Source organism: Acidovorax sp. 56 (genome assembly GCF_002749705.1).
Classification (GTDB): domain Bacteria; phylum Pseudomonadota; class Gammaproteobacteria; order Burkholderiales; family Burkholderiaceae_C; genus Acidovorax.
In genome coordinates this window covers 3,978,172-3,999,871 of the sequence record NZ_PEEV01000001.1, presented here as the reverse complement: position 1 = coordinate 3,999,871, position 21,700 = coordinate 3,978,172, and the positions used below count along the sequence as shown (strand labels likewise).

General features: G+C 63.7%; 18 protein-coding genes. 13 read left to right on the top strand and 5 right to left on the bottom strand.

All coding sequences use genetic code 11. The features are described 5' to 3' along the window. The first annotated feature begins 65 nt into the window (after positions 1-65). From CLU88_RS17735 to CLU88_RS17690, 10 genes are all read left to right on the top strand, one after another. Positions 66-485, top strand: coding sequence for a tripartite tricarboxylate transporter TctB family protein (locus CLU88_RS17735; protein WP_233205617.1), 420 nt, complete (start codon positions 66-68; stop codon positions 483-485). A gap of 1 nt (position 486) precedes the next feature. Then, positions 487-2,046, top strand: coding sequence for a tripartite tricarboxylate transporter permease (locus CLU88_RS17730; RefSeq protein WP_233205519.1), 1,560 nt, complete (start codon positions 487-489; stop codon positions 2,044-2,046). 271 nt (positions 2,047-2,317) lie between these two features. Beyond that, complete coding sequence (locus tag CLU88_RS17725) at positions 2,318-2,782, top strand: MarR family winged helix-turn-helix transcriptional regulator (RefSeq protein WP_099657717.1); 465 nt, start codon at positions 2,318-2,320, stop codon at positions 2,780-2,782. A gap of 50 nt (positions 2,783-2,832) precedes the next feature. Further along, positions 2,833-3,249, top strand: coding sequence for an organic hydroperoxide resistance protein (locus CLU88_RS17720; RefSeq protein WP_099658980.1), 417 nt, complete (start codon positions 2,833-2,835; stop codon positions 3,247-3,249). A 155-nt stretch (positions 3,250-3,404) separates the two neighbouring features. Further along, entirely contained in the window at positions 3,405-4,175 is a 771-nt protein-coding gene (locus CLU88_RS17715; RefSeq protein ID WP_099657716.1) for a metallophosphoesterase, read from the top strand. Then, a complete protein-coding gene (locus CLU88_RS17710) occupies positions 4,172-5,602 on the top strand; it encodes a bifunctional serine/threonine-protein kinase/universal stress protein (protein ID WP_099657715.1) in 1,431 nt (476 codons plus the stop codon). Before CLU88_RS17715 ends, CLU88_RS17710 begins: the two co-directional genes overlap by 4 nt. Before the next feature lie 78 nt (positions 5,603-5,680). Then, positions 5,681-6,775 carry a DUF2855 family protein gene (locus tag CLU88_RS17705; protein WP_099657714.1) on the top strand — a complete coding sequence of 365 codons (1,095 nt, stop codon included), beginning with the start codon at positions 5,681-5,683 and terminating at the stop codon, positions 6,773-6,775. 271 nt (positions 6,776-7,046) lie between these two features. Next, on the top strand, positions 7,047-9,269 hold the full coding sequence (locus tag CLU88_RS17700) for an IPTL-CTERM sorting domain-containing protein (protein ID WP_143226045.1): 2,223 nt from the start codon (positions 7,047-7,049) through the stop codon (positions 9,267-9,269). Between the two features lie 187 nt (positions 9,270-9,456). Next, entirely contained in the window at positions 9,457-10,497 is a 1,041-nt protein-coding gene (locus tag CLU88_RS17695) for a serine/threonine protein kinase (protein ID WP_099657712.1), read from the top strand. A 270-nt stretch (positions 10,498-10,767) separates the two neighbouring features. Next, on the top strand, positions 10,768-11,583 hold the full coding sequence (locus tag CLU88_RS17690; protein ID WP_099657711.1) for a response regulator transcription factor: 816 nt from the start codon (positions 10,768-10,770) through the stop codon (positions 11,581-11,583). Here the strand turns inward: CLU88_RS17690 and CLU88_RS17685 are convergent. Together CLU88_RS17685 and xrtH are read right to left on the bottom strand one after the other, a co-directional pair. Next, positions 11,472-12,131: an exosortase H-associated membrane protein gene (locus tag CLU88_RS17685; protein WP_199173471.1), complete on the bottom strand. Its 660-nt coding sequence runs from the start codon at positions 12,129-12,131 to the stop codon at positions 11,472-11,474. The two genes, CLU88_RS17690 and CLU88_RS17685, sit on opposite strands and share 112 nt — an antisense overlap. A 20-nt stretch (positions 12,132-12,151) precedes the next feature. Then, entirely contained in the window at positions 12,152-12,661 is a 510-nt protein-coding gene (gene xrtH, locus CLU88_RS17680; protein WP_121454183.1) for an exosortase H, read from the bottom strand. A 440-nt stretch (positions 12,662-13,101) separates the two neighbouring features. Here xrtH and CLU88_RS17675 point away from each other — a divergent pair, with 440 nt between their 5' ends. Together CLU88_RS17675 and CLU88_RS17670 are read left to right on the top strand one after the other, a co-directional pair. After that, positions 13,102-16,047 (top strand): ATP-binding protein, encoded by a 2,946-nt coding sequence (locus tag CLU88_RS17675; protein WP_099657710.1) that lies wholly within the window; start codon positions 13,102-13,104, stop codon positions 16,045-16,047. 180 nt (positions 16,048-16,227) lie between these two features. Further along, entirely contained in the window at positions 16,228-17,295 is a 1,068-nt protein-coding gene (locus CLU88_RS17670) for a MerR family transcriptional regulator (RefSeq protein WP_099657709.1), read from the top strand. A gap of 135 nt (positions 17,296-17,430) precedes the next feature. Here CLU88_RS17670 and CLU88_RS17665 read toward each other — a convergent pair whose 3' ends face one another. After that, a complete protein-coding gene (locus CLU88_RS17665; protein ID WP_143226044.1) occupies positions 17,431-17,757 on the bottom strand; it encodes a hypothetical protein in 327 nt (108 codons plus the stop codon). Positions 17,758-18,172: 415 nt separating this feature from the next. Between CLU88_RS17665 and CLU88_RS17660 the strand changes: the two genes are divergently transcribed. Continuing rightward, positions 18,173-18,481, top strand: coding sequence for a hypothetical protein (locus CLU88_RS17660; protein ID WP_099657707.1), 309 nt, complete (start codon positions 18,173-18,175; stop codon positions 18,479-18,481). 142 nt (positions 18,482-18,623) lie between these two features. On the opposite strand, the gene htpG is transcribed toward CLU88_RS17660, so the two are convergent. Together htpG and CLU88_RS17650 are read right to left on the bottom strand one after the other, a co-directional pair. Beyond that, a complete protein-coding gene (htpG, locus tag CLU88_RS17655; RefSeq protein ID WP_099657706.1) occupies positions 18,624-20,597 on the bottom strand; it encodes a molecular chaperone HtpG in 1,974 nt (657 codons plus the stop codon). Between the two features lie 152 nt (positions 20,598-20,749). Beyond that, entirely contained in the window at positions 20,750-21,685 is a 936-nt protein-coding gene (locus CLU88_RS17650; RefSeq protein ID WP_099658978.1) for an exopolyphosphatase, read from the bottom strand. Between the last annotated feature and the right edge of the window lie 15 nt (positions 21,686-21,700).

Sequence of the window (21,700 nt, the reverse complement as noted above, 5' to 3'; positions counted from 1 at the left end):
CCATCGGCGCGATTTTGGCAGGCCAAAGGCCCTTCGCCGAACACTACAGGAGACATATTTTGACAATGGATCGCAACCTCATACGGGGCATCGCCCTGATGGCACTGGCGGTGGGCTTTGGCCTACCGTCAGTGAACTACTCACTGGGCTCTCTGGGCAGGGCGGGGCCGGGGATGTTTCCCTTCATCGTGAGCTGCATGCTGTTTGTGATCGGCGTGATCACCGTGGTGCGCGCGCGCCTGGTCAAGCCGGTGCCACTGAATTTCCAGGTGCGCAACATCAGCATCATCCTGGGCAGCCTGTGCGGCTTTGCCTTGCTGTCGCACTACCTCAACATGATCGTTGGCATCGTGTTCATGGTGTTCTGCTCCGGGTTTGCCAGCACCACCTATTCGGTCGCGCGCAACCTGAAGATCGCCGCCGTGCTGGTGCTCATTGCACTGGCCTTCCAAAAACTTCTTGGCGTGAACCTGCCGCTGTACTGACATGGAAGTCCTCAACAACCTGGCGTTCGGCTTCAGCCACGCACTCACGCTGCACAACCTGATGTACTGTGCCATCGGCTGCACAGTAGGCACCTTGGTGGGCTTGTTGCCCGGCCTGGGCCCCCTGGCCACCATCAGCCTGCTGCTGCCGCTGACCTACTCTATCGACACCACGGGCGCGCTGATCATGCTCGCCGGCATTTACTACGGCGCGCAATACGGAGATAGCGTGAGCGCCATCACCATGAAAATTCCGCACGCGAGCAGCATCGTGGCCTGTATTGACGGGTATGCGATGACGCTCAAGGGGCAGACCGGGCTGGCGCTGTTCACTGCGGGCTTTTCCAGCTTCATCGGTGGCACGGTGGCCATCGTGGTGCTGACCTTCCTGGCCCCCAGCCTGGGCGAGGTGGCCTTCCTGTTTGGCCCGGCGGACTACTGCGCACTCATGTTGGTGGGCTTTGTGTGCGTGAGCTTTGTGACCACCGGCAGCCTCATCAATGGCCTGGCCATGTGCCTGGTGGGCGTGTTGCTGGGCTCGGTAGGCACCGACGTGAACAGCGGCACCGCGCGCTTCACCTTCGACCTGCCCTTCCTGGCCGACGGCGTGGGCATTGTCAGCATTGCGCTGGGCTGCTTCGGCATTGCCGAGATCACCAAGAACCTGGACTCGCGCGAGGAGCGCTCGCCCTTCAACGGCAAGATCAAGCTCATCCCGACCTGGCCTGAGTTCAAGCGCATCATCCCCAGCGCATTGCGCGGCAGCGTGGTCGGCTCCCTCCTGGGCATCCTGCCAGGCGGCGGCCCGGTGATTGCGCAGTTTGCGGCTTACGCCCTGGACAAGAAGGTCAGCAAATACCGCCATGAGATCGGCTCTGGCTGCATCGAAGGCGTGGCCGGCCAAGCCGCCGCCGACGAAGCAGCTGCGCGCACCAGCTTCATCCCGCTCATGAGCATTGGCATCCCCGAGAACGCCGTCATGGCGCTGATGATGGCGGCCTTCATCATCAAGGGTATCCAGCCCGGCCCCAACATGATTGCCGGGCACCCCGAGCTGTTCTGGGGGCTGGTCGCCAGCATGTGGATTGGCAACTGCTTCTTGCTGACACTGAACGTGCCCTTGGTGCGCTACTGGCTGTCGGTCTTCAAGGTGCCCTACAACGTGCTGTTCCCAGCCATCTTGTTCTTCTGCTGCATTGGCACCTACAGCATCAACAACAACCTCGACGATGTGTTCATCACCGTGGTGTTCGGCCTGCTGGGCTACCTGTTCATGCGGCTGGAGATGGACCCGTCGCCGCTGATGCTGGGCTTCATCCTTGGCCCCATGCTGGAAGAAAACTTCCGCCGCAGCATGCTGCTCAGCCGGGGCAGCTTTGAGGTGTTCGTGAACCGCCCCATCAGTGGCACCTTGCTCGGACTGATTGCAGTGTTTGTGTTGTGGCAGATGGTGAGCTTCTTCCGCCAAAGGGGCAAAACCCCGGCGTTAACGGATGCAGCGCATACCGACCACCAAGCCGTGGCGCCTGGCACCCCGGCAGTCCCGCAGCACGGCGCCTGAGGATTCAGAGCCCGGTTGACGACCCTGCAGAGCGTCACCAACAGACTCCCAAGCCAGTTCAAAACCTGTGACCACACCGGGTCCGTGCGACCCCGGTGCTTGAACCAGTGCCTGAAGCCACCCGCACGGAGGACTCCGTGCGGGTGGCTTCGTTTTTGGGCACCACAGCACAGCCCCCGCCGGATGGCCTTGGCTTATTAACCACGTCAACGGTGCTGACATTTACCCAATTACATTGCGCACAATTTAATTGCCAGCAATAATTCAACCCATGCCCACCCGCTCAAGCACTCCCACCACCCCCACGCCGCCGTCGTTGCGGCTGGACAACCAGGTCTGCTTCGCGCTCTACTCCGCATCGCTGGCCATGACCAAGCTGTACAAGCCGCTGCTAGAAGCCATTGGGCTGACGTACCCGCAGTACCTGGTGATGTTGGTGCTGTGGGAGCAAGAGGGGCTCACCGTGTCTGAGCTGGGCGAGCGCCTGTACCTGGATTCGGGCACGCTCACCCCGCTGCTCAAGCGGCTGGAGTCGGGTGGCAACATCCGCCGCCTGCGCGATGCCGAGGATGAGCGACGCGTGCGTATCAGCCTCACGGGCCAAGGGCTTGCACTGCGGGGCAAGGCCGAAGCCATTCCGCCCTGCGTACTGGAAAGCAGCCAGTGCACCCTGCCCGAACTGGTGGCACTGACCACCGAACTCAAACAACTGCGCGACCGATTGGGTCAGCGCTGAACGATTCCCTCCACCGCCCGTCTTTGGGCAAACACTGCAAGGAAGACACCATGACGACACTCGAAAAAGTCCTGTACACAGCCAAGTCCCACGTGACCGGCGGCCGTGATGGCGCAGCCAAGACCGACGACGGCCGCCTGGACGTCAAGCTCTCCTCGCCCGGCACCTCCGGCACCGGCACCAACCCAGAGCAGCTGTTTGCCTCCGGCTACGCCGCCTGCTTCATCGGCGCCATGAAGGCCGTGGGCGGCAAGATCGGCATCCCCGTGCCGCAGGACGTTTCCATCGACGCCGAAGTGGACCTGGGCCCCATCCCTAACGCCTACGGCATCGCCGCCCGCCTGGCCATCAGCCTGCCCGGCCTGGACAAAGCCACGGCCCAAAAGCTGGTGGACGCAGCCCACCAGGTGTGCCCCTACTCCAACGCCACACGCGGCAACATCGACGTGACCATCACGCTGGTGTAAGGCCCGCGCGCACCAGTTGCGCCCAGCTTCCCCACCACCGCCGGTGCCCTCGTTAGAGCGCACCGGCGGTGTGCTTTGGGGCCGCACGTCCCCGGAGAAAACCGTAGGCCCGTGGCCTCCACCCTGGGGCATGATGCAGGCATGGGGAGATCACCATGAAACTGGCCCTCTTGTCAGACATCCACTCCAACCGCCAGGCGCTGGACGCCTGCCTGCAGCACGCCCGTGAACAGGGGGCGGAGCACTTTGCCCTGCTGGGCGACCTGGTGGGCTACGGGGCCGACCCCGCCTATGTGGTGCAGCAGGCCATGGAACTGGCCGCAGCCGGGCACAACGTGATTGGCGGCAACCACGACGCCTTTGCCGTGCACCCCCCGGTGGGGGCCGATAAAGGCGCGACCAGCATCGCCGCCCAAGGCGCGGCATGGACGCACGAGCAGCTCACCCCGCAGCAGCGTGATTTTCTGGCCCAGTTGCCCCTGACCGCCGAGGTGGGTGGCGTGCTGCTGGTGCACGCCAGCGCCGATGCCCCTGAAAGCTGGCGTTATGTGGACAACGAAGTGGTGGCAGCCCAGTGCCTGGAGGCTGCGGCCCAGCACCCCGGTGTGCAGCATGTGTTTTGCGGCCATGTGCACTTGCAGACCCTCTACTACCGGGGCGCCGGGCGGGGGTTGATGCGCTTTTCCCCCATGGCGGGGGTCGCCGTGCCCGTGCCACCGCACCGGCAATGGGTGGCCACAGTGGGCTCAGTGGGCCAGCCACGCGATGGAGACCCGCGCGCTATGTACGCCCTGCTGGACACCGACCACTGGCAGCTCAGATTTGAGCGCGTGCCCTACGCAGTGAGCGAGGCTGCTGCCGCCATTTTGGCCACGCGGGGGGCCCTGCCCGCCACCTTTGCCCACCGGCTGGAGGCAGGACGATGAAACTGCTGGAGCCCGGCGCCGTGGTGGACGGCTTTGTGGTGCACGAATGCATCCACGCAGGGGGCATGGCCCACATTTACCGGGTCGAATACGCCAGCGGCGCGCCAGACCCCGGATTTCCCATGGCCATGAAGATCCCGCGCATGACGGTGGGCGATGGGGCAGAGAACATCGTGGGGTTTGAGGTAGAGCTGCAAATCCTGCCTGCTCTTACCGGCCCGCATGTGCCGCGCTTTGTGGCCGCTGGCGACTTGCACCGGCTGCCCTACATCACCATGGAATACCTGCAGGGCCGCACCCTGCAGCACTGGCTGGACGCTGGCGAGCGCCCAGCCGATGCACAGATCGCCCGCCTGGGTGCGGCCCTGGCCCATGCCGTGCACAGCCTGCACCAGCAAAACGCCTGCCACCTCGACCTCAAGCCCGGCAACGTGCTCTTCACGCACGAGGACCATGCCGTGTTGCTGGACTTTGGCCTGTCGTGCCACGCGCACTTCCCGGATCTGCTGGCCGAAGAGCAGCGCAAGGCTGTGGGCTCGCCCGCCTGGATGGCGCCCGAGCAAGTGGTGGGCGTGCGGGGTGACCCGCGCAGCGACCTCTTCGCCATTGGCGTGATGCTGTACGAACTGGCCACGGGCGAGCTGCCGTTTGGTGCCCCCACCACCGATGGCGGCCTGCGCCAGCGGCTGTGGATGGTGCCCGCACCGCCACGCAAGCACCGCCCCAACCTGGCCCCCTGGCTGCAAGAAATCATCTTGCGCTGCCTGGAGCCCGAGGCCGCGCAGCGCTACCCATCGGCCGCCCACCTGGCCCTGGACCTGGCCAACCCCACCCAGGTGCGCATTACCGAGCGGGGGCGGCGCACCCAGGGCACGCCGTTCCTCGCGCACCTCAAGCGCTGGCTGCGGGCTGCGGGCATGCACTACCAGCCCAGCCCCTTGCCCTCGCAACAGATCGAAGAAACCCCCATCGTGATGGTGGCAGTGCCGCACAGCGATGTGACGGACGCCACGCTGTACTCGCTGCGCGAAGCGGTGGCCCGCTCGCTGGGCATCCGGCCCGGGGCGCGGCTGGCGTGCGTCACGGTGCTGTCCCCGTCGGCCAGCAGCACCAGCGACAGCGCCCGCAGCGAAACCGCGCTGCACCGCCAGCACCACGCCCGCCTGCGCCAATGGGCCCAGCCGCTGGACCTGACCGAACACCCCGTGAGCTACCACGTGCTCGAATCCAGTGATGTGGCCCACGCCCTGGTGCGCTATGCCGAGGGCAACCACGTCAACATGATGATCCTGGGTGCGGCCACCCACGGGCTGCAAACCCAGCGCTTCATTGCCACCGTGCCGATGCGCGTGGCCCGCGACGCGCCGTGCACCGTCATCCTGGTCAAGCAGGCCCTGCCGTTTGCGCGCCTGGCCGGGACGGCTTAGCCAGCAAGTGATGGAGAACTGTCACCCACGCGGCCCTTGGCTATTGAGCCCGCACGCCCTTTGCATTAGCGTAGCGGCATGAGCACCACCACCCTCCTCGTGCGCCAGAACCAACTGGCCGACACCGCTGTGCGCACCACGGCCGATTCAGCGCTGCAGGAGGGAGAGATCCGCGTCCAGGTGGACCGGTTTGCCCTCACCAGCAACAACATCACCTACGCGGCCATGGGCGACATGCTGCAGTACTGGCAGTTCTTCCCCTCGGGCGAGGCGGGCTGGGGGATCATTCCGGTGTGGGGGTTTGGCACGGTGCAGGCCTCGCGGCACCCCGACATCCCGGTGGGCGAGCACCTCTACGGCTGCTGGCCCATGGCCACCCATGCGGTGCTGTCCCCGCACCGCGTGAGCAGCACGGGATTCAGCGACGGCGCTGCGCACCGCGCGGGGCTGCATGCGGTCTACAACCACTACCTGCGCACCAGCACCGACCCGTTCTACCAACCCTTCAACGAAGACATCCAGGCCCTGCTGCGACCGCTGTTTGTCACCTCGTGGCTCATCGACGATTTTCTGGCCGACCAGCAGTTCTTTGGCGCGGGCACCGTGCTGCTGTCCAGCGCGTCCAGCAAAACGGCCTACGGCACGGCGTTCGAGCTGGCCAAACGCCCAGGCATCCAGGTGGTGGGGCTGACCTCAGCCACCAACCGGGCGTTTTGCGAAAGCCTGGGCTGCTACCACCGGGTATTGGCTTATGAAGACCTGGAACAGCTGCCCACCAAGCCTGCCTGCGTGTACGTGGACTTTGCGGGCAGCGTGGCGCTGCGCGGGCGCATCCACCGGCATTTGACAGGGCTGGCCTACAGCTGCGCCGTAGGGGCCAGCCATGTGCAAGACCTGGGCGGCGCGAGCGACCTGCCCGGCCCCCGCCCCACCATGTTCTTCGCCCCGGCACAGGTCAAAAAGCGCAACGCAGACTGGGGAGCCCAGGGCCTGAACGAGCGCCTGGTGCAGACATGGCAGCAATTCAGCGCAGCGGTGCAGGCCCCGCCACAACCCTGGCTGGTGGTGCAGCACCACCAAGGCAGTGCCGCGACGCAGGCGGTGTACCAGCAAGTGCTGGGCGGCCAGGGCAGCCCGCGTATTGGGCATATGGCCGCGATGCTGACCGCCTAGCGCGCGCGCACCATGCAGAGCCGCTGAGCCCGGAGTCAGCCTGCCAGCGCGCAAAGCGAGGCTCTCACCACACTGCGCGGCGTAGCTCCCCGGCCCTGGCACCCGCTCCAACGGCAGCATCCAACGCAAAAACCATAGCAGCCAGCGCTTGCTAGACAAGGGCAAAGCCCCGATGTGGCGTGAACACCTAACACAAGTCAATTTTCTTGCAGCCAAAAGTGTTTCAGCTTGTACGATCTCGGGATCTCCATCGCCCACCCCAAAGGCATCCATGCCACCAACACAACGCTCCACCAGGCTAGGCCGCTCCTGGCTCACCCTGAAGGCTCTCGCCTTGGGCCTCACTCTGTCTGCCGGCGCCCACGCTGCCACCGTATGGACCAACGGCCAGGCCGCCATCCTGGTGCTGGGGGCGGACAACTTCACCACCGCCGGTGCCACTGCATCGGCCTCCCGCTTTGTCGGCCCCACAGACATCTGCACCGACGCGGCCACCGGCAAGGTGTTCGTGATCGTCTACGGCCAAAACCGCATCCTGCGTTTTTCTGCCGAACAGGCCGTCACCAACGGCGGTGCCGCCGAGGCCGTTTTTGGCCAGCCCGACTTCACCAGCACCACCGCCAACAACGGCGGGCTGTCTGCCAAATCCCTGCAACGCCCCATGACCTGTGCCATGGATGCCGCAGGGCGGCTTTTTGTGACAGACCACGGCAACCGCCGCGTGCTGCGCTACGACAACGCCGCCACCAAGCCCAGTTTTGCGGCGGCAGACGGGATGCTGGGCCAGGCCGACTTCACCAGCTTCAGCTCTGGCACCACAGCCAATCGCTTCGGCGCGAGTAATTTGTACGGCATCGCCTTGGGCCCCAATGGCGCGCTGTATGTGTCTGACCCAGGCAACCGCCGTGTGCTGCGCTTTGACAACGCCGCCGCCAAGGCCAACGGTGCCGACGCCGATGGCGTGCTGGGCGCCGCCAACCTCACCACGGCGGGTGCAGGAGGAATCACAGCATCCACCTTCTCCAGCAACATCTACGGCCTGACGGTGGATGCCGCCGGCAACCTCTACGTGAGCGATGCGAGCCACCGCCGCATCCTGCGCTTCAACAACGCCGCCGCCAAGGCGAACGGTGCCGCCGCCGATGGCGTGCTGGGCGCGCCCGATTTCACGATAGCAGGCGCAGGTTCCGCGTCATCCTCAACCATCAGCAGCAGCGTCTACGGCATCGACGTGCTTGCCGATGGCGCCCTGTACGCGGCGGACTTCGGCAACCACCGTGTGCTGATCTACAACAACCCGGCCACCAAGGCCAATGGCGCGCCCGCCGACCATGTACTGGGGCAAAGCAATTTCACCGACAGCACGGCCGCGCTCACCGCCACCGGACTGAATAGCCCGCTGGGCTTGGGCTACAACGCCCAGGCGGGCTACCTGATGATTCCCGACTATTTAAACAACCGCGTGGTCGGGCATTACCAGTCCACTTTGCTCGCCAACGCCGCCCCAGTGGCGAGCAGCGTGGCCGTTTCCGGCACACCGCAGGTGGGCCAGCTGCTCACTGGCAGCTATGTCTATTCCGATGCAGACAGTGACCCCCAGGGCGCCAGCACCTTCGTGTGGAAGCGTGGCAGCACGCCCATTGGCGGCGCTACCAGCGCGCAGTACACGCCCGTGCTTGCCGATGTGGGCCAAACGCTGACCTTTTGCGTGACTCCGGTGGCCAGCGCAGGCACGGCTGCGGGTGCGCTGGCATGTTCGGCGCCCACTACGGCCGTGGCGGCGGCCCCAATCGATGGCGCCTGCGGTGCATCGGCAGGGCAGAGCCTGTCGGTGGCCCCCACGGCCAATCTGTGCAGCGCGGGCACACCCGGCGCTGTCTCCAGTGCCAGTGGCGCTTACACCTGGCAGTGCCAGGGTGCTAACGGCGGCGCCAGCAACAGCTGCCAGGCCCAATGGGCCAACGCTGGCGGGGGCCGAGGTACGGTAGTGCTGCAACCTTTGAACCTTTGGCAGGTGGACAGCGCCAGCTTCAGCGCCACGCCACCCGCAGCCGCTCCGCAGGGCATGACCTTTCCTACCGGGCTGCTCTCACTGAATCTAAGCTCAGGAACCGCTGGCAGTGATGCGACGGTGGTGGTCCACTTCAACAGCCCCGTGCCGACGGGTGCCGTCTACATGAAATATGGCCCCAGCCCCGACGGCTACAACTGCCAAGGCGCTGCGTGCGCGCAACCACACTGGTATGAGCTGCCAGCAAGCCGCGCCGTGCTGGCACCAGATCGCCTGAGCGCCACGCTGACGCTTACCGACGGTGGCCTAGGGGACCACGACAGCATTGCCAATCAGTTCATTCAGGACCCAGGCGGCTTCGCACTGGCAGCGGCGCCCAGTAGCCTCCAAGGCATTCCTACGCTGGGCGAATGGGGCCTGCTGCTGCTATCAGCGTTGGTCGCGGCTGTGGGGATGCGCGGTGTGCGGCGCCGAATGGCTTGAGGCTTTGTGAACCTTGTTATCCCGGGCGGCGGCACCTGACCCGATGGGGTGCCCCTTTCTGATCAAGGAAACTGCACGAGCAACTGCACCAAGGGCACTGTGCATTGAAGCCCACCCACCCATACTCAGGCAGTGCGCGAGCCTTGAGTGAGGGCTGAAGTCTGGCCACAAGCCCGACAATAGCCCCATGACGCACCAAAGTACCGACAGTCTGTTGACACATCCCTATGCCCGCCTCACCCCTGACCATGTGCTGGACGCGCTGGCAAGCGTGGGGCTGTACGGCGACGGGCGGCTCATGGCACTGTCGTCTTATGAAAACCGGGTGTACCAGGTGTCACTGGAAGACGGCCAGCGCGTGGTGGCCAAGTTTTACCGCCCTGAGCGCTGGAGCCACGCGCAGATTCTGGAAGAACATGCCTTTGCCGCCGAGCTGACCGCCGCCGAGGTGCCCGCTGTGGGCCCGCTGGAATTGAACGGCACCACGCTGCACACCCATGGCGGTTTTGCGTTTTCGGTCAGCCCCTGGCGCGGAGGCCGGGGGCCAGAGCTGGACGACTTTGAAGTGCTGGAGTGGATTGGCCGCTTTCTGGCGCGCATCCACACCGTGGGAGCGACCAAGCCCTTTGCGCACCGCCCGGCGCTCAACGTGCAGACCTTTGGCTCCGAACCACGCGACTGGCTGCTGGCCCACGAGATCATCCCGCTGGACATGCAGTCGGCCTGGCAAGGCGCCTGCGAAAACGCTCTTAAATTGATAGCTAGCAGCGCTTTATCAACGAGCGATGGAGGCCAATTTGGCTTAAACCAAGCACGCCAGATACGCCTGCACGGCGACTGCCACCCTGGCAACATCCTCTGGACGCCCACCGACCAGCCCAGCGGGGGGCCCCACTTTGTGGACCTGGACGACGCCCGCACCGGCCCCGCTGTGCAGGACCTGTGGATGCTGCTGTCGGGCGACCGCAGCCAGCGCACGCAGCAGCTCAGCGCCTTGCTGGAAGGCTACGAGCAATTTCGCAGCTTCGACCGCCGCGAGTTGGCGCTGATCGAGCCTCTGCGCACGCTGCGCCTCATCCACTACAGCGCCTGGCTGGCCCGGCGCTGGCAAGACCCGGTGTTCCCCGTCAACTTTCCATGGTTTGGCAGCAGCGACTACTGGCGCGGCCAAGTGGACATGCTGCACGAACAGATCGAAGCCATGGGCGAAGAGCCGCTGTACGCCTGACGCAGCCAGCTTTCAGCGGCCCTCTTCTATGGCATCGCGTCCAAATGCGTATAGATATCATTTGTGGCAAAAATGATTTTCAATTTTCTATAAAGTGTTTACAATGACACTCAAATGATACTTTGGTGGTTTCCGGTGTGTTGGCCAATCCGCTCCTCGTGGATTGCAAACGATTGTCAGCACAAAGACCTGCACTGCGGTTCTAGGGCACCATCCAAAGGCCCCCTTTGTTGTTCTATGAAAAGTGCGCTCAAGCGCTGACCACAAGCCATGCGAATAGCCGCCCTCGACGATGACCCGATCTTGCTGGAGCTGATCAAAGCAACCACCGAGCACCAAGGCCACGTCTGCCACACCTACCAAACGGGCGCGCAACTGCTGCGCGACATCCGCCACGAAACGTTTGACCTGCTGATCGTGGACTGGCATTTGCCCGACATGGATGGCCCCGAAGTCGTCGCCTCCGTGCGCCAGTCCACAGGACGGCAATTGCCCATCCTGTTTGTCACCCGCCGCCGCGAAGAGCAGGACGTGATCGAGGCGCTGTCTTGCGGCGCGGACGACTTCATGACCAAGCCCCTGCGCATGGGTGAGCTGATGGCCCGCGCCACGGCCCTGTTGCGCCGTGCATACCCCCAAGCCATGGGCAACAACCTGGCGTTTGGCCCCTACCGGTTTGACCCCGACAAGCGTTCTCTGCTGCTCAATGACGTGGAAGTGGACCTGAAAAACCGCGAATACGAGTTAGCCCTGTTCATGTTCCGCAACGCCGGGCGGCTGCTGTCGCGCGCCCACCTGCGCGAAGTGGTGTGGGGCGAAACCAGCGAGGCCCCCTCGCGCTCACTGGATACCCATGTCTCACGCCTGCGCAGCAAACTCGACCTGAACCCTGCCAACGGCTATGTGGTCAGCGCCATCTACGGCATGGGCTACCGGCTGGATGCGGTAGACCCCCACGCAGCGCACCACAGTCCTCAGGACGCCCCAGGCTCTGAGGGCGCAGGAGCCGCGGGAGCAACGGGTGTGGCAGCCACAGCCGCCGGTGAGGGCCGCCAGACCGGCACCACCACCTTGGCCACGAACTGACGGTCCAGCCACAGCCACACCAGGATAGGTGCCAAGGTGGGCACCACCAACGAGCCCATCTGGTAGCCGTACACGATGGCCTCCAGCTGCCACTGCGCAATGCGCAGCAGCCTAGCATCCACCTGGGTGGTCAGCACCACCTGCATCAGCGCATACATCGTCAGGCTGAAAGCCTGCGCGGGCAGCAACACCAGGTAACCCACCAGCGCACGCTGCCAGCGCTTAGGCCCCCGGGCTGCCAGCAGCAACGCCAAGAAAATCGGCAGCCCATAGGCGTAGCGCGCGGGGTTCACGTCAATGGTGACCTCGGCCTTGCGGCCACCGGCCGATGGCACCGGAATGGCCACCCGGGTGTCCACGTCCATCACGCCCGGGCGCAGGTGCACCTCACGCACCCACATGGGCGCCGTCTGCTCCAGCGTCACGCTGGACAGCACGCCCACGGGATACGAAGTCCACGGAGAAATCTGCGTCCACAGCACGGTGAGCGCCAACATCCAGCCAAAGGCGGACAGGACAAAAATTGCAAACGGAGAAGGACGGCGCATGGTCTTCAAGCCCTCACCCATCAAGCTGCAGCCGCTTCAGCGGGGGCCGCTGCGGCCTTGTTGCCGGCGCGCACCCACAGCAGCCACACGATCAGCACATCCAGCATGATGAGCGCCTGCCACAGGTACTCGTGCGCAAAGTTGAACACCTGCGTATTCCACTGCCCCAGGTAAAACAGGCTGATGACCCGCACCATGTTGAGCCCCTGCACCGCCACAAACCCCGCCGCCAAGCCGATGAGCTTGTGCCGCCACGACGAGGGGAACGCCACCACCGCCGCAAACAACACAATGCACGCCTCAATGCCGTTGCAGCCGGGCTCGATCGACACGCCAAAGCCCGTCACCGTGTTCCACAGCACCTTGCCTGCCGCCGCCGCGCTGCTGTCAAACCAGGTCACCAGCCCAGCGCACATGCGGGCCAGCAGCATCGTCCAGGGTAGCACCACATGCTGCTGCACCACGCCCAGCATGTTGATGCCGAACAGCGACAGCTGCAGTGCCAAAAATGTGAGAAAGAAACGGGCCATGAACCACCTGGAGCGAGAAAGAAGGGAGAGAAGCCGGGCGCAAACGGGTGCCAGCAGGCCACCCCCACCCGGCAGCCGGTTGGGCGTGCGGATTATCAAGCGATCTGCCTCGAATGGCACCAAAAACTTGGCATCCCGTGCGGGTGTGCCGCAGCCCACCACAAGGCCACCGTGCCCAGCCACGCCGATGCGTTCAACATCGTTAACCTTTGGGGACCTGGGAGCGCGCGCCACAGCCTTCTACACTGCGCCGACCCAAGGGCGTTATAGCCACCTCTACTGGGGGCTTACAGCCCACTTGACCCGGGTCATATTCCCCTTGCGATCCCCAGAAACTGGGCGCACAGTGCCCCAACAATCCATCAGCCCACCCCGTCCATTCACCCACCAGCCCGTCCTGTCCGCCTGCTGACAGGGTGTGAACGCCATCATCGAGCCCCATGCGCCGCGAACGTTTTTTCTCCCACCTGCCCCTGGCAGCCAAAATCAGCCTGCTGGTCGGGTTGATGGGCCTGGTGTCGATGGCCATCATTGGCTACGCCATGGTCAGCATGCGGCAGATGGACACGCAGTACCGCGCCTTGATCTCACTGGAGTCCGAGCTGACCCACAGCTTTGGCGACGCGAGCGTGCTGCTCAGCGAGACCCACGGCTTGGTGTCTGGCATGGCCAACACCCCCCGCAGCCCTGTGCAGGCCGCGGCGGCCAAGCCCACACAGCGGCTGCGCGCGGTGCAGCGTGATTTTGAAATGACGCTGAACGACATCGCGCAGCGCATGCCCCACAAGGGGCGGGATCTGATGGCGCTGCGGCTGCGCTCGCAAGAGGTGTTCGATGCAGGTCAGCAAGTCCTCAACGCAGCAGAGGCAGCCCCCGCCCGACCGGGCTTCAACACCCACGCCAACAACCACCTGTACCAGGACTTCGAGCCTGCGATGGTGCAGCTCAAGCAAGGGCTGGAGAGCCTGCGCAGCCGCTCGCACGCCGAGTTCGAGGCGCTGGTAGAGCAGCAAAACGACGCCACCAGCGACACCCTGTGGTCCATGGCTGCGGCTGTCGTGGCCGCGCTGGCGCTGGTGCTGGTGCTGTCGGTGTACGTGGCGGTGACGCAAATCTCGCGCCCCATCACCGACTTGGCGCGCATCATGAAGCGCCTGGCCTCGCAGCAATATGGCGACGCCATCCCCGCCACCCGCCGCCGCGACGAGGTGGGCACCATGGCCCGGGCGCTGCAGGTCTTCAAGAACACCATGCAGCGCGCCGACAAGCTCACCGCACAGGTGCAACGCAGCGAAGAAGCCCGCAAACTGTCTGAACAGCTGGTGGACCTGACCAGTGCCATCCCTGGCGTGGTGTTTCAGCTGCACCTGCTGCCCAACGGCACCTGCCGCTTTTTGTTCGTGAGCGACAAGGCTGCGGAAATGCCGGGCCTGCAGGTGCTGGCCCTGCTGCGCAGCGGCGGCTCGGTGGGCGAGGCGTATTCGGTTCCGCAAAGCGTGCAGCAGCGCGTGCAAGCACGCTTCATGGAACGGCTGCACACCCAGGCCCCACTCGACTTTGACACCGAAGTGCTGCACGAAGGCACATCCCGGTGGCTGCAAACCTCGGCCACCGCACGGCGGCTGGAGGACGGCAGCGTGCTCTTTCATGGCGTCTGGATGGACGTGACCGAGCGCAAGAGCCAGACCCGCGCCATGGCCACCGCCAAGGAAGCGGCAGAGCGCGCCGCGCAAGAGCGCGCCCGCTTCCTGGCCGTGATGAGCCACGAGATCCGCACTCCACTCAACGCCATCCTGGGCATGGCCCAGCTTGCACTGAAAGAAGAGCTGCCCCCGCCCCAGCGCGAGCGCATCGAGCAAATGCACCGCGCAGGCCGGCACCTGCTGGGCATCCTGAGCGACATCCTGGACTTCTCCAAAATCGACGGCGGCCACCTAGTGCTGGAGAACAAGGCCTTTGCCCTGTCGCCCGTACTGGCCACGCTGGTCGACCTGCTCAGCCCCAAAGCCCACGCCAAAGCCCTGCAACTGCGCCTGGAAGTGGCCGACGAGGTGCCCGAACAGCTGATGGGCGACAGCCAGCGCCTGTCCCAAATCCTCATCAACTACGTGCACAACGCCATCAAGTTCACCCACCAGGGCGAAGTGCTGGTGCGCCTGAGCGTGGCCCAGCAAGACAACAACAGCCTGCTGCTGCATGGCGCCGTGCAAGACACCGGCATAGGCCTCACGCCCGAGCAGATGCAGGGGCTGTTTGAGCCCTTCAGGCAGGGCGATAGCTCCATCACGCGCCGCTTTGGCGGCACGGGGCTGGGGCTCGTCATCTCGCGCCAGCTGGCGCGGGCCATGGGGGGCGACACCGGAGTGCAAAGCCAGCCCGGGCAAGGCAGCACCTTCTGGTTCACCGCACGCCTGCAGCGCGCCCCTGCCACCGACTGGGCGCGCGACGTGCTCACCCAGCCCCTGCAAACCACGGCCCTGGCCCCCGCCCACACTGCGGGGTTGCGCGTTCTGGTGGTGGACGACAACGACCTGAATCGGCAAGTGGCCAAAGGCCTGCTCGAAGCCGGAGGCCTGGTCGTGGACATGGCCCACGACGGCGCCCAGGCCGTGGAAACACTCACCCAGGCCAGCGACAACACCTACGCAGCCGTGTTGATGGACATGCAGATGCCCGTGATGGACGGGCTCAGCGCCACACGCGCCCTGCGCGCCCTGCCCCGCTTCGAGGCCCTGCCCATCATCGCCATGACGGCCAACGCCAGCACCGCCGATGTGGAGCGCACCCGCGCCTGCGGCATGAACGACCACATCGCCAAACCCTTATTGGAAGCACCGCTGTGGCACACCCTCTCGCGCTGGCTGGCCAACGCCCGCAGCACCCGCGCGCCCAGCCCGCCGCCGATCACGGCACCGGCAACGCAGCCCGCCATCAGCCCCGCCCCGCCCCCCGTCGCCGCCGTTGAGAGTCCGCAGGCCTCGACCGCCACCAGCACCGCCACCGTCGTGTTCGACGCAGCGCTGCTGCAAGACCTGCAAGACACCATCCCCACCGCGCGGCTGCTGCCCCTCATCGACCAATTCATCCAGGACTGCGAGCGCCGGGTGGAACGCATCACCCAGGCCGCACACAGCCGCCAATGGGAAACCCTGCGCCGCGAAGCCCACGACCTGGGCGGCACCGCAGGCAGCTTTGGCCTGAGCCCCCTGGGCGAGCTGACCCGCCCCCTGGAAGCTGCCGCCAAAGCCCAGGACGCCGCCACCATCGACCGCTGCCTGCCCGAACTGCAACACCTGGCCCGCCAAGGCCTGACGCAATTGGGAGCCCATGTGCGCGCACTGCAAGCGCCGCATCAGGGGCAGCGTGGGCAGGGGACGTCAGCGTAAGGGGATGGCCAAGGGCTTATTGGGATGGAGAATGCCGCTATCGGCCAACTCCAAACATGCGAAGCCTAGCTCCAGTGGCCCCAGAAGCTAACGTTCGCGTGCTCATTTCAGAACTCGCTTGACCCGACCCTTAGGGCCACCTTTATAAAAACATCTTTCCACATGTGAAGAGGTGACTTTGTGAACAGTCGAACGCGATTCCTTAGCCCTTCAGAGGCAGCGAGAAGGCTTGGCATCTCCGCAAAGGCATTACGTATTTACGAGCAACGTGGTCTTATGACACCGAGGCGCACCGAGGCTGGCTGGCGGTCTTACGGACCGGTGGAGATGCAGTGCGCCAGCGAGATTGTGGCCCTTCGTGCGCTGGGCTTGAGTCTTGCGCAAGTGGCCAGTGTTTTAGAAGGCGAGGCCGAGGGACTTGAGCCTGCCTTGGCCTTACATCAGTCCGTGCTTGAAGGTGATGCGCGTCGACTGGGAGACACCATCGAACGTGTTCGTGGTCTACGAGCCAAATTGGAAAGAGGGCAGAGGCCAACCGTCACAGAATTGACGCGCCTGCAGGTGTCGACCAGTCGGCTGAGCGTCGAATTCGAACTACCCTGGCCCTGGGGTGGTGAATTTTTCCAGTTGCACGACATCCGTCCCCTGAACTACATCGTGGGTCCGTTGGGCAGCGGAAAAACGCGATTGGCCCTGCGCATAGCCGAGGTGCTGCCGTCGGCGGCATTCCTTGGCCTAGAGCGGGTTGCGGCAGGTGATGCGAAGGCGCGCATGGATGCCGACTCGAACCTACGATTACGCATCAATCACGCGATGGATTGGCTGATCGAAGAAGGCGCTGTCGCCTCCGAGGCACTAACCGCGCTGCTGGTCGGACTGGAAGCCGAAGGGCCGACCATTCTGGTCGTCGACATGGTCGAGCACGGCCTGGATGCGCCCACCCAACAGGCGGTGTCCGCCTACCTGCGTCGCCACATGTCCGTGGAGCGCCCGCTCTTCTTGATGACACGTTCTTCGGTCATCCTCGATTTAGCTTCCGTTGGCGCGGGAGAGTCCATTCTTCTCTGCCCTGCCAATCACAACCCACCCATTCACGTGGAGCCCTATCCAGGGGCTACAGGCTATGAAGCCGTTGCAACTTGTCTGGCGGCTCCTGAGGTGCGCGCGCGAACGGAAGGCGTCATTGCATGGTGGCCTCGGGGGCATGAACACGATTGTGAGGATGGGCACCCCTCAGCTCGTTGCTAGCCGTGTTTTTGCTGCGTGGAGGCTTTTGCATATCCGGCAAGATACGGCCAGAAGCAGCCGGTCACCGCAAAATTAAGCGGACGTTAAACGCCGGAGGACAGCCGCAGTCGAAGGCTGTCGCTTTGGCCCGACCGGTTAGGAGTATTTAAGACCATGCTTGCGTTCAATCGCCCGTTTGCCAACATAGTGAATCCCAGTGCCAACGACAAAAAATCCCACGAAGGAGTTGAACGGTACTCGAAGCAGCAGAATTACCAATGGTGAGACCACGAAACAAAGACTCCACACCAGAAAAAGCCACCCGAATTGCGTAGACAGCGAGCTCAAAGTTTTCTCATCCGTAACTCCGAATTGACGCAAGTAGCTCTCATCCCTCCGTCTGAAAAGCAAATAGGTTTTCCGCAGACCAAAGCCGCCAAGACATAGCATCGAAAGCAGGGCAAGAATGATGACCAGCGTCAAAGGGAACACTCCTTACGTAATTGAGATCGCAATAAACTTGCGGGAAAAACTGGATCATGCGAGATATTTGGCGCACTGATTCCTCCGCCTAACATATTGCACTATGACGACGGCTAGGGACCGGACTCTGGAAGAGGGCCAGGCTCCGATCAAGCAGCCTTTGGCTCAATGGCCGCTTTGAACACCAATGCTCGCCGACGGCTTCGGGCCCAAAGCACTCCTTCGCACACCAATCCATCGCCGCAACATCGACAGCCCCAGCAGGCCCAAACCCCATCAGGCAACACCACCCCGCTATGCTGTGCACAGACCGTCGCCCAGCGCACACCTGCGCTGGCGGCATCACCACCGCCCCGGCAAGCATCTCCAACGCCCGGTTCACAGGCCCTTGCACCCAACGCTCATCGCCACCGCCATGAAAGACCTGATCCGCAATCTGTTGTCCATCCGCCAAAAGCGCAAGACCGCGCCCGTGGGGCCCTTGCCGCAGGTGGGGGCAGCCCTCATCCGTGGCACGGTCAAGATGAAAGTCACCCACCCCGTGCCGCGTGAGCTGTGGGATTGGCTGGTGCTCTCGGGCTGGCGCAACGTGCCGGTGAAGAATGACCGGCGCAGCTACCAATGGCTACCCGATGCGGCGCTCAAAGAGCTGCTGGATGCAGACCCGGCGCAGCGCAACCAAGCGCATGCGCGTGTGCTGGCGCAGAGCAAGGCAGACGCATAGACCTATAGCGCCCCAACCCCCGGTGGCTCCCGCTGCCCCACAAAAAAACCCCGGATGCGCGCAAGCACACCGGGGTTTACTATTATTTTAATAGCTGCTAGCGCTTACTCCATAAGCGCTAGCAGCCTATTTGGCATCAAAACTATGCCAGCAAGGCATTCACGCGCTTGACGTACGCAGCGGGGTCTTCGGGCAAGCCGCCCTCGGCCAACAGGGCCTGGTCGAACAGGATGTGCGCCAGGTCATGGAAGTGCACGCTGCCGTCGAGCTTTTTGACCAGCGCATGCTCGGCATTCACTTCCAGCACGGGCTTGGTCTCGGGCGCCTGCTGGCCGGCCTGCTTGAGCAAGCGCGCCAGCTGGGTGCTCATGCCATCGTCCTGCACCACCAGGCAGGCGGGCGAGTCGACCAGGCGCGTGGTCACGCGCACGTCTTCGGCCTTGTCCTTCAGGGCTTCTTTCAGCTTGGCCAGCACGGGCTTGAAGGCTTCGGCAGCCTCTTCGGCGGCCTTCTTTTCGGCTTCGTCTTGCAGCTTGCCCAGGTCCACAGCGCCCTTGGCCACGCTTTGCAGCGGGGTGCCGTCAAACTCTTGCAGGTAGTTCAGCGCCCACTCGTCCACACGGTCGGTCATCAGGAGCACTTCGATGCCCTTCTTCTTGAAGACTTCGAGCTGCGGGCTGTTCTTGGCGGCGGCGAGCGTGTCGGCGGTGATGTAGTAAATCGCCTCCTGGCCTTCCTTCATGCGGGCCTTGTAGTCGGCAAAGCCCACCGTCACAGCGTCGCTGGTGGTGGATGCAAAACGCAGCAGCTTGGCCAGGCGCTCGCGGTTGCCAAAGTCTTCGCCCAGGCCTTCCTTCAGCACGGCGCCAAACTCGGCGTAGAACGCGGTGTACTTGCCTTCCTTGGCCTTGTCGTCGGCATCGACCACATCGGTCACGCCATCGGCGCCTGCCGTGGTGTCGTGCTTGTCGTGTTTGGCCAAGTCTTCGAGCATGCTCAGCACGCGCTTGGTGGAGCCTTCGCGGATGGACCGCACGTCACGGCTTTCTTGCAGCAGCTCGCGGCTCACGTTCAGCGGCAGGTCGGCCGAGTCGATCACGCCCTTGACGAAGCGCAGGTAGGTGGGCATCAGCGCTTCGGCGTCGTCCATGATGAACACGCGCTTCACATACAGCTTCACGCCGGCCTTCTTGTCGCGGTTCCACAAATCGAACGGCGCCTTGGCAGGGATGTACAGCAGCTGCGTGTACTCGGTGTTGCCTTCCACACGGTTGTGTGCCCAGGTCAGCGGGGCTTCGTGGTCGTGGCTGATGGTTTTGTAGAAGTCGGCGTACTGCTCTTCGGTGATGTCTTTCTTGGGGCGCGTCCACAGGGCACTGGCCTTGTTGATGGTTTCCCACTCGCCGGTCTTGACCATGCCGCCAGGCTGGCGGCCGCCGTTTTCGTCCGATGGATTGATCAGCTCGCCGTCTTTCCACTCTTCCTTTTCCATCAGGATGGGCAGGCTGATGTGGTCGGAGTATTTTGCGATGACCTGTTTGAGTTTCCAGGCGTTGAGGTATTCCTCGGCATCGTCGCGCAGGTGCAGGATGATGCTGGTGCCGCGTGCAGCGCGGGTGATGGTTTCGACCTCGAAGTCGCCCGTGCCGCCGCTGATCCAGCGCACGCCTTCGTCGGCCTTGAGGCCCGCACGGCGCGATTCCACGGTGATCTTGTCGGCCACGATGAAGCCGGAGTAGAAACCCACGCCGAACTGGCCGATGAGCTGCGCGTCCTGCTTCTGGTCGCCCGAGAGCTTGCCCATGAAGTCCTTGGTGCCGCTCTTGGCGATGGTGCCCAGGTGGTCAATGGCCTCTTGCTGGCTCATGCCGATGCCGTTGTCGGTGATGGTCAGCGTCTTGGCATCTTTGTCGAAGCTCACGCGCACTTCAAGGTTGGGGGCGTCCTCGAACAGCGCGGAGTTGTTCAGGCCTTCAAAACGCAGCTTGTCACAGGCGTCCGACGCGTTGGAAATCAACTCGCGCAGGAAAATTTCCTGGTTGGAATACAGCGAATGGGTGACCAGGTGCAGCAGCTGGGCCACTTCGGCCTGGAACGACAGGGTTTGCTTGCTCATGGGTGGGTTCTCTCTCGGTAGATTCAATGGAATACGCAAAGGGGCTGGCAAAAAAGAAAATCACGCATGCCAGACCGGCAGGCGTGATTTATGGGCAAAGGGAAGGGGTTTCAAGGGGGCGCTTCATCGCCGCGCCCTTGACTGTCTCCCGATCAGCCGTCGGCGTTGATGCGCGTCACCAGCGTCTTCAGCACCGCATCGGCCTTGTCGTTCGCCACCTGGCAGGTGCCTGCGGCGGCGTGGCCGCCACCGCCAAACTCCAGCATCAGGTTGCCCACATGGGTTTTGCTGCCACGGTCCAGAATGGATTTGCCGGTGGCAAACACGGTGTTTTGCTTTTGCAGGCCCCACATCACGTGGATAGAAATATTGGTCTGCGGGAACAGCGCATAAATCATGAACCGGTTGGTGGCCCAGATGGTGTCCTCGCTGCGCAAGTCCAGCACGACCAGGTTGCCCAGCACAATGGCGCAACGCTCGAGTTGTTCCTTGGCCTTGATGGCGTGTTCGCGGTACAGCACCACGCGCTCTTGCACATCGGGCAAGGCCAGGATTTCCTCAATGGTGTGGTCGCGGCAGTACTTGATCAGGTCCATCATCAGCGCATAGTTGCTGATGCGGAAGTCGCGGAAACGGCCCAGGCCCGTGCGCGAGTCCATCAGGTAGTTCAGCAGCACCCAGCCCTGGGGGTTCAGGATGTCTTCGCGCGAATATTGGGCCGAATCGGCCTGGTCCACCGCCGCCATCATCTCGTCCGTCACCCGCGGGAAAGCCGCCTTGCCACCGTAGTGGTTGTAGACCACGCGCGCGGCCGAGGGGGCGTGGGCCTCGATGATGTGGTTGACATCGCGGCGGCCCGCATTGCGCACGGTTTCCGATTCATGGTGGTCAAACACCAGATGGGCGCCGGGCACGTAGGGCAAGTTGGTGGTGATGTCGCGGCTGGTGATGGCCACTTTGCCGTCCTGCATGTCCTTGGGGTGGACGAAGGTGATCTCGTCAATCAGTTCCAGCTCGTTGAGCAGCACCGCACACACCAGGCCATCAAAGTCACTGCGGGTGACCAACCGGAATTTTTCTTCACTCACAGACATCTCCTCGTT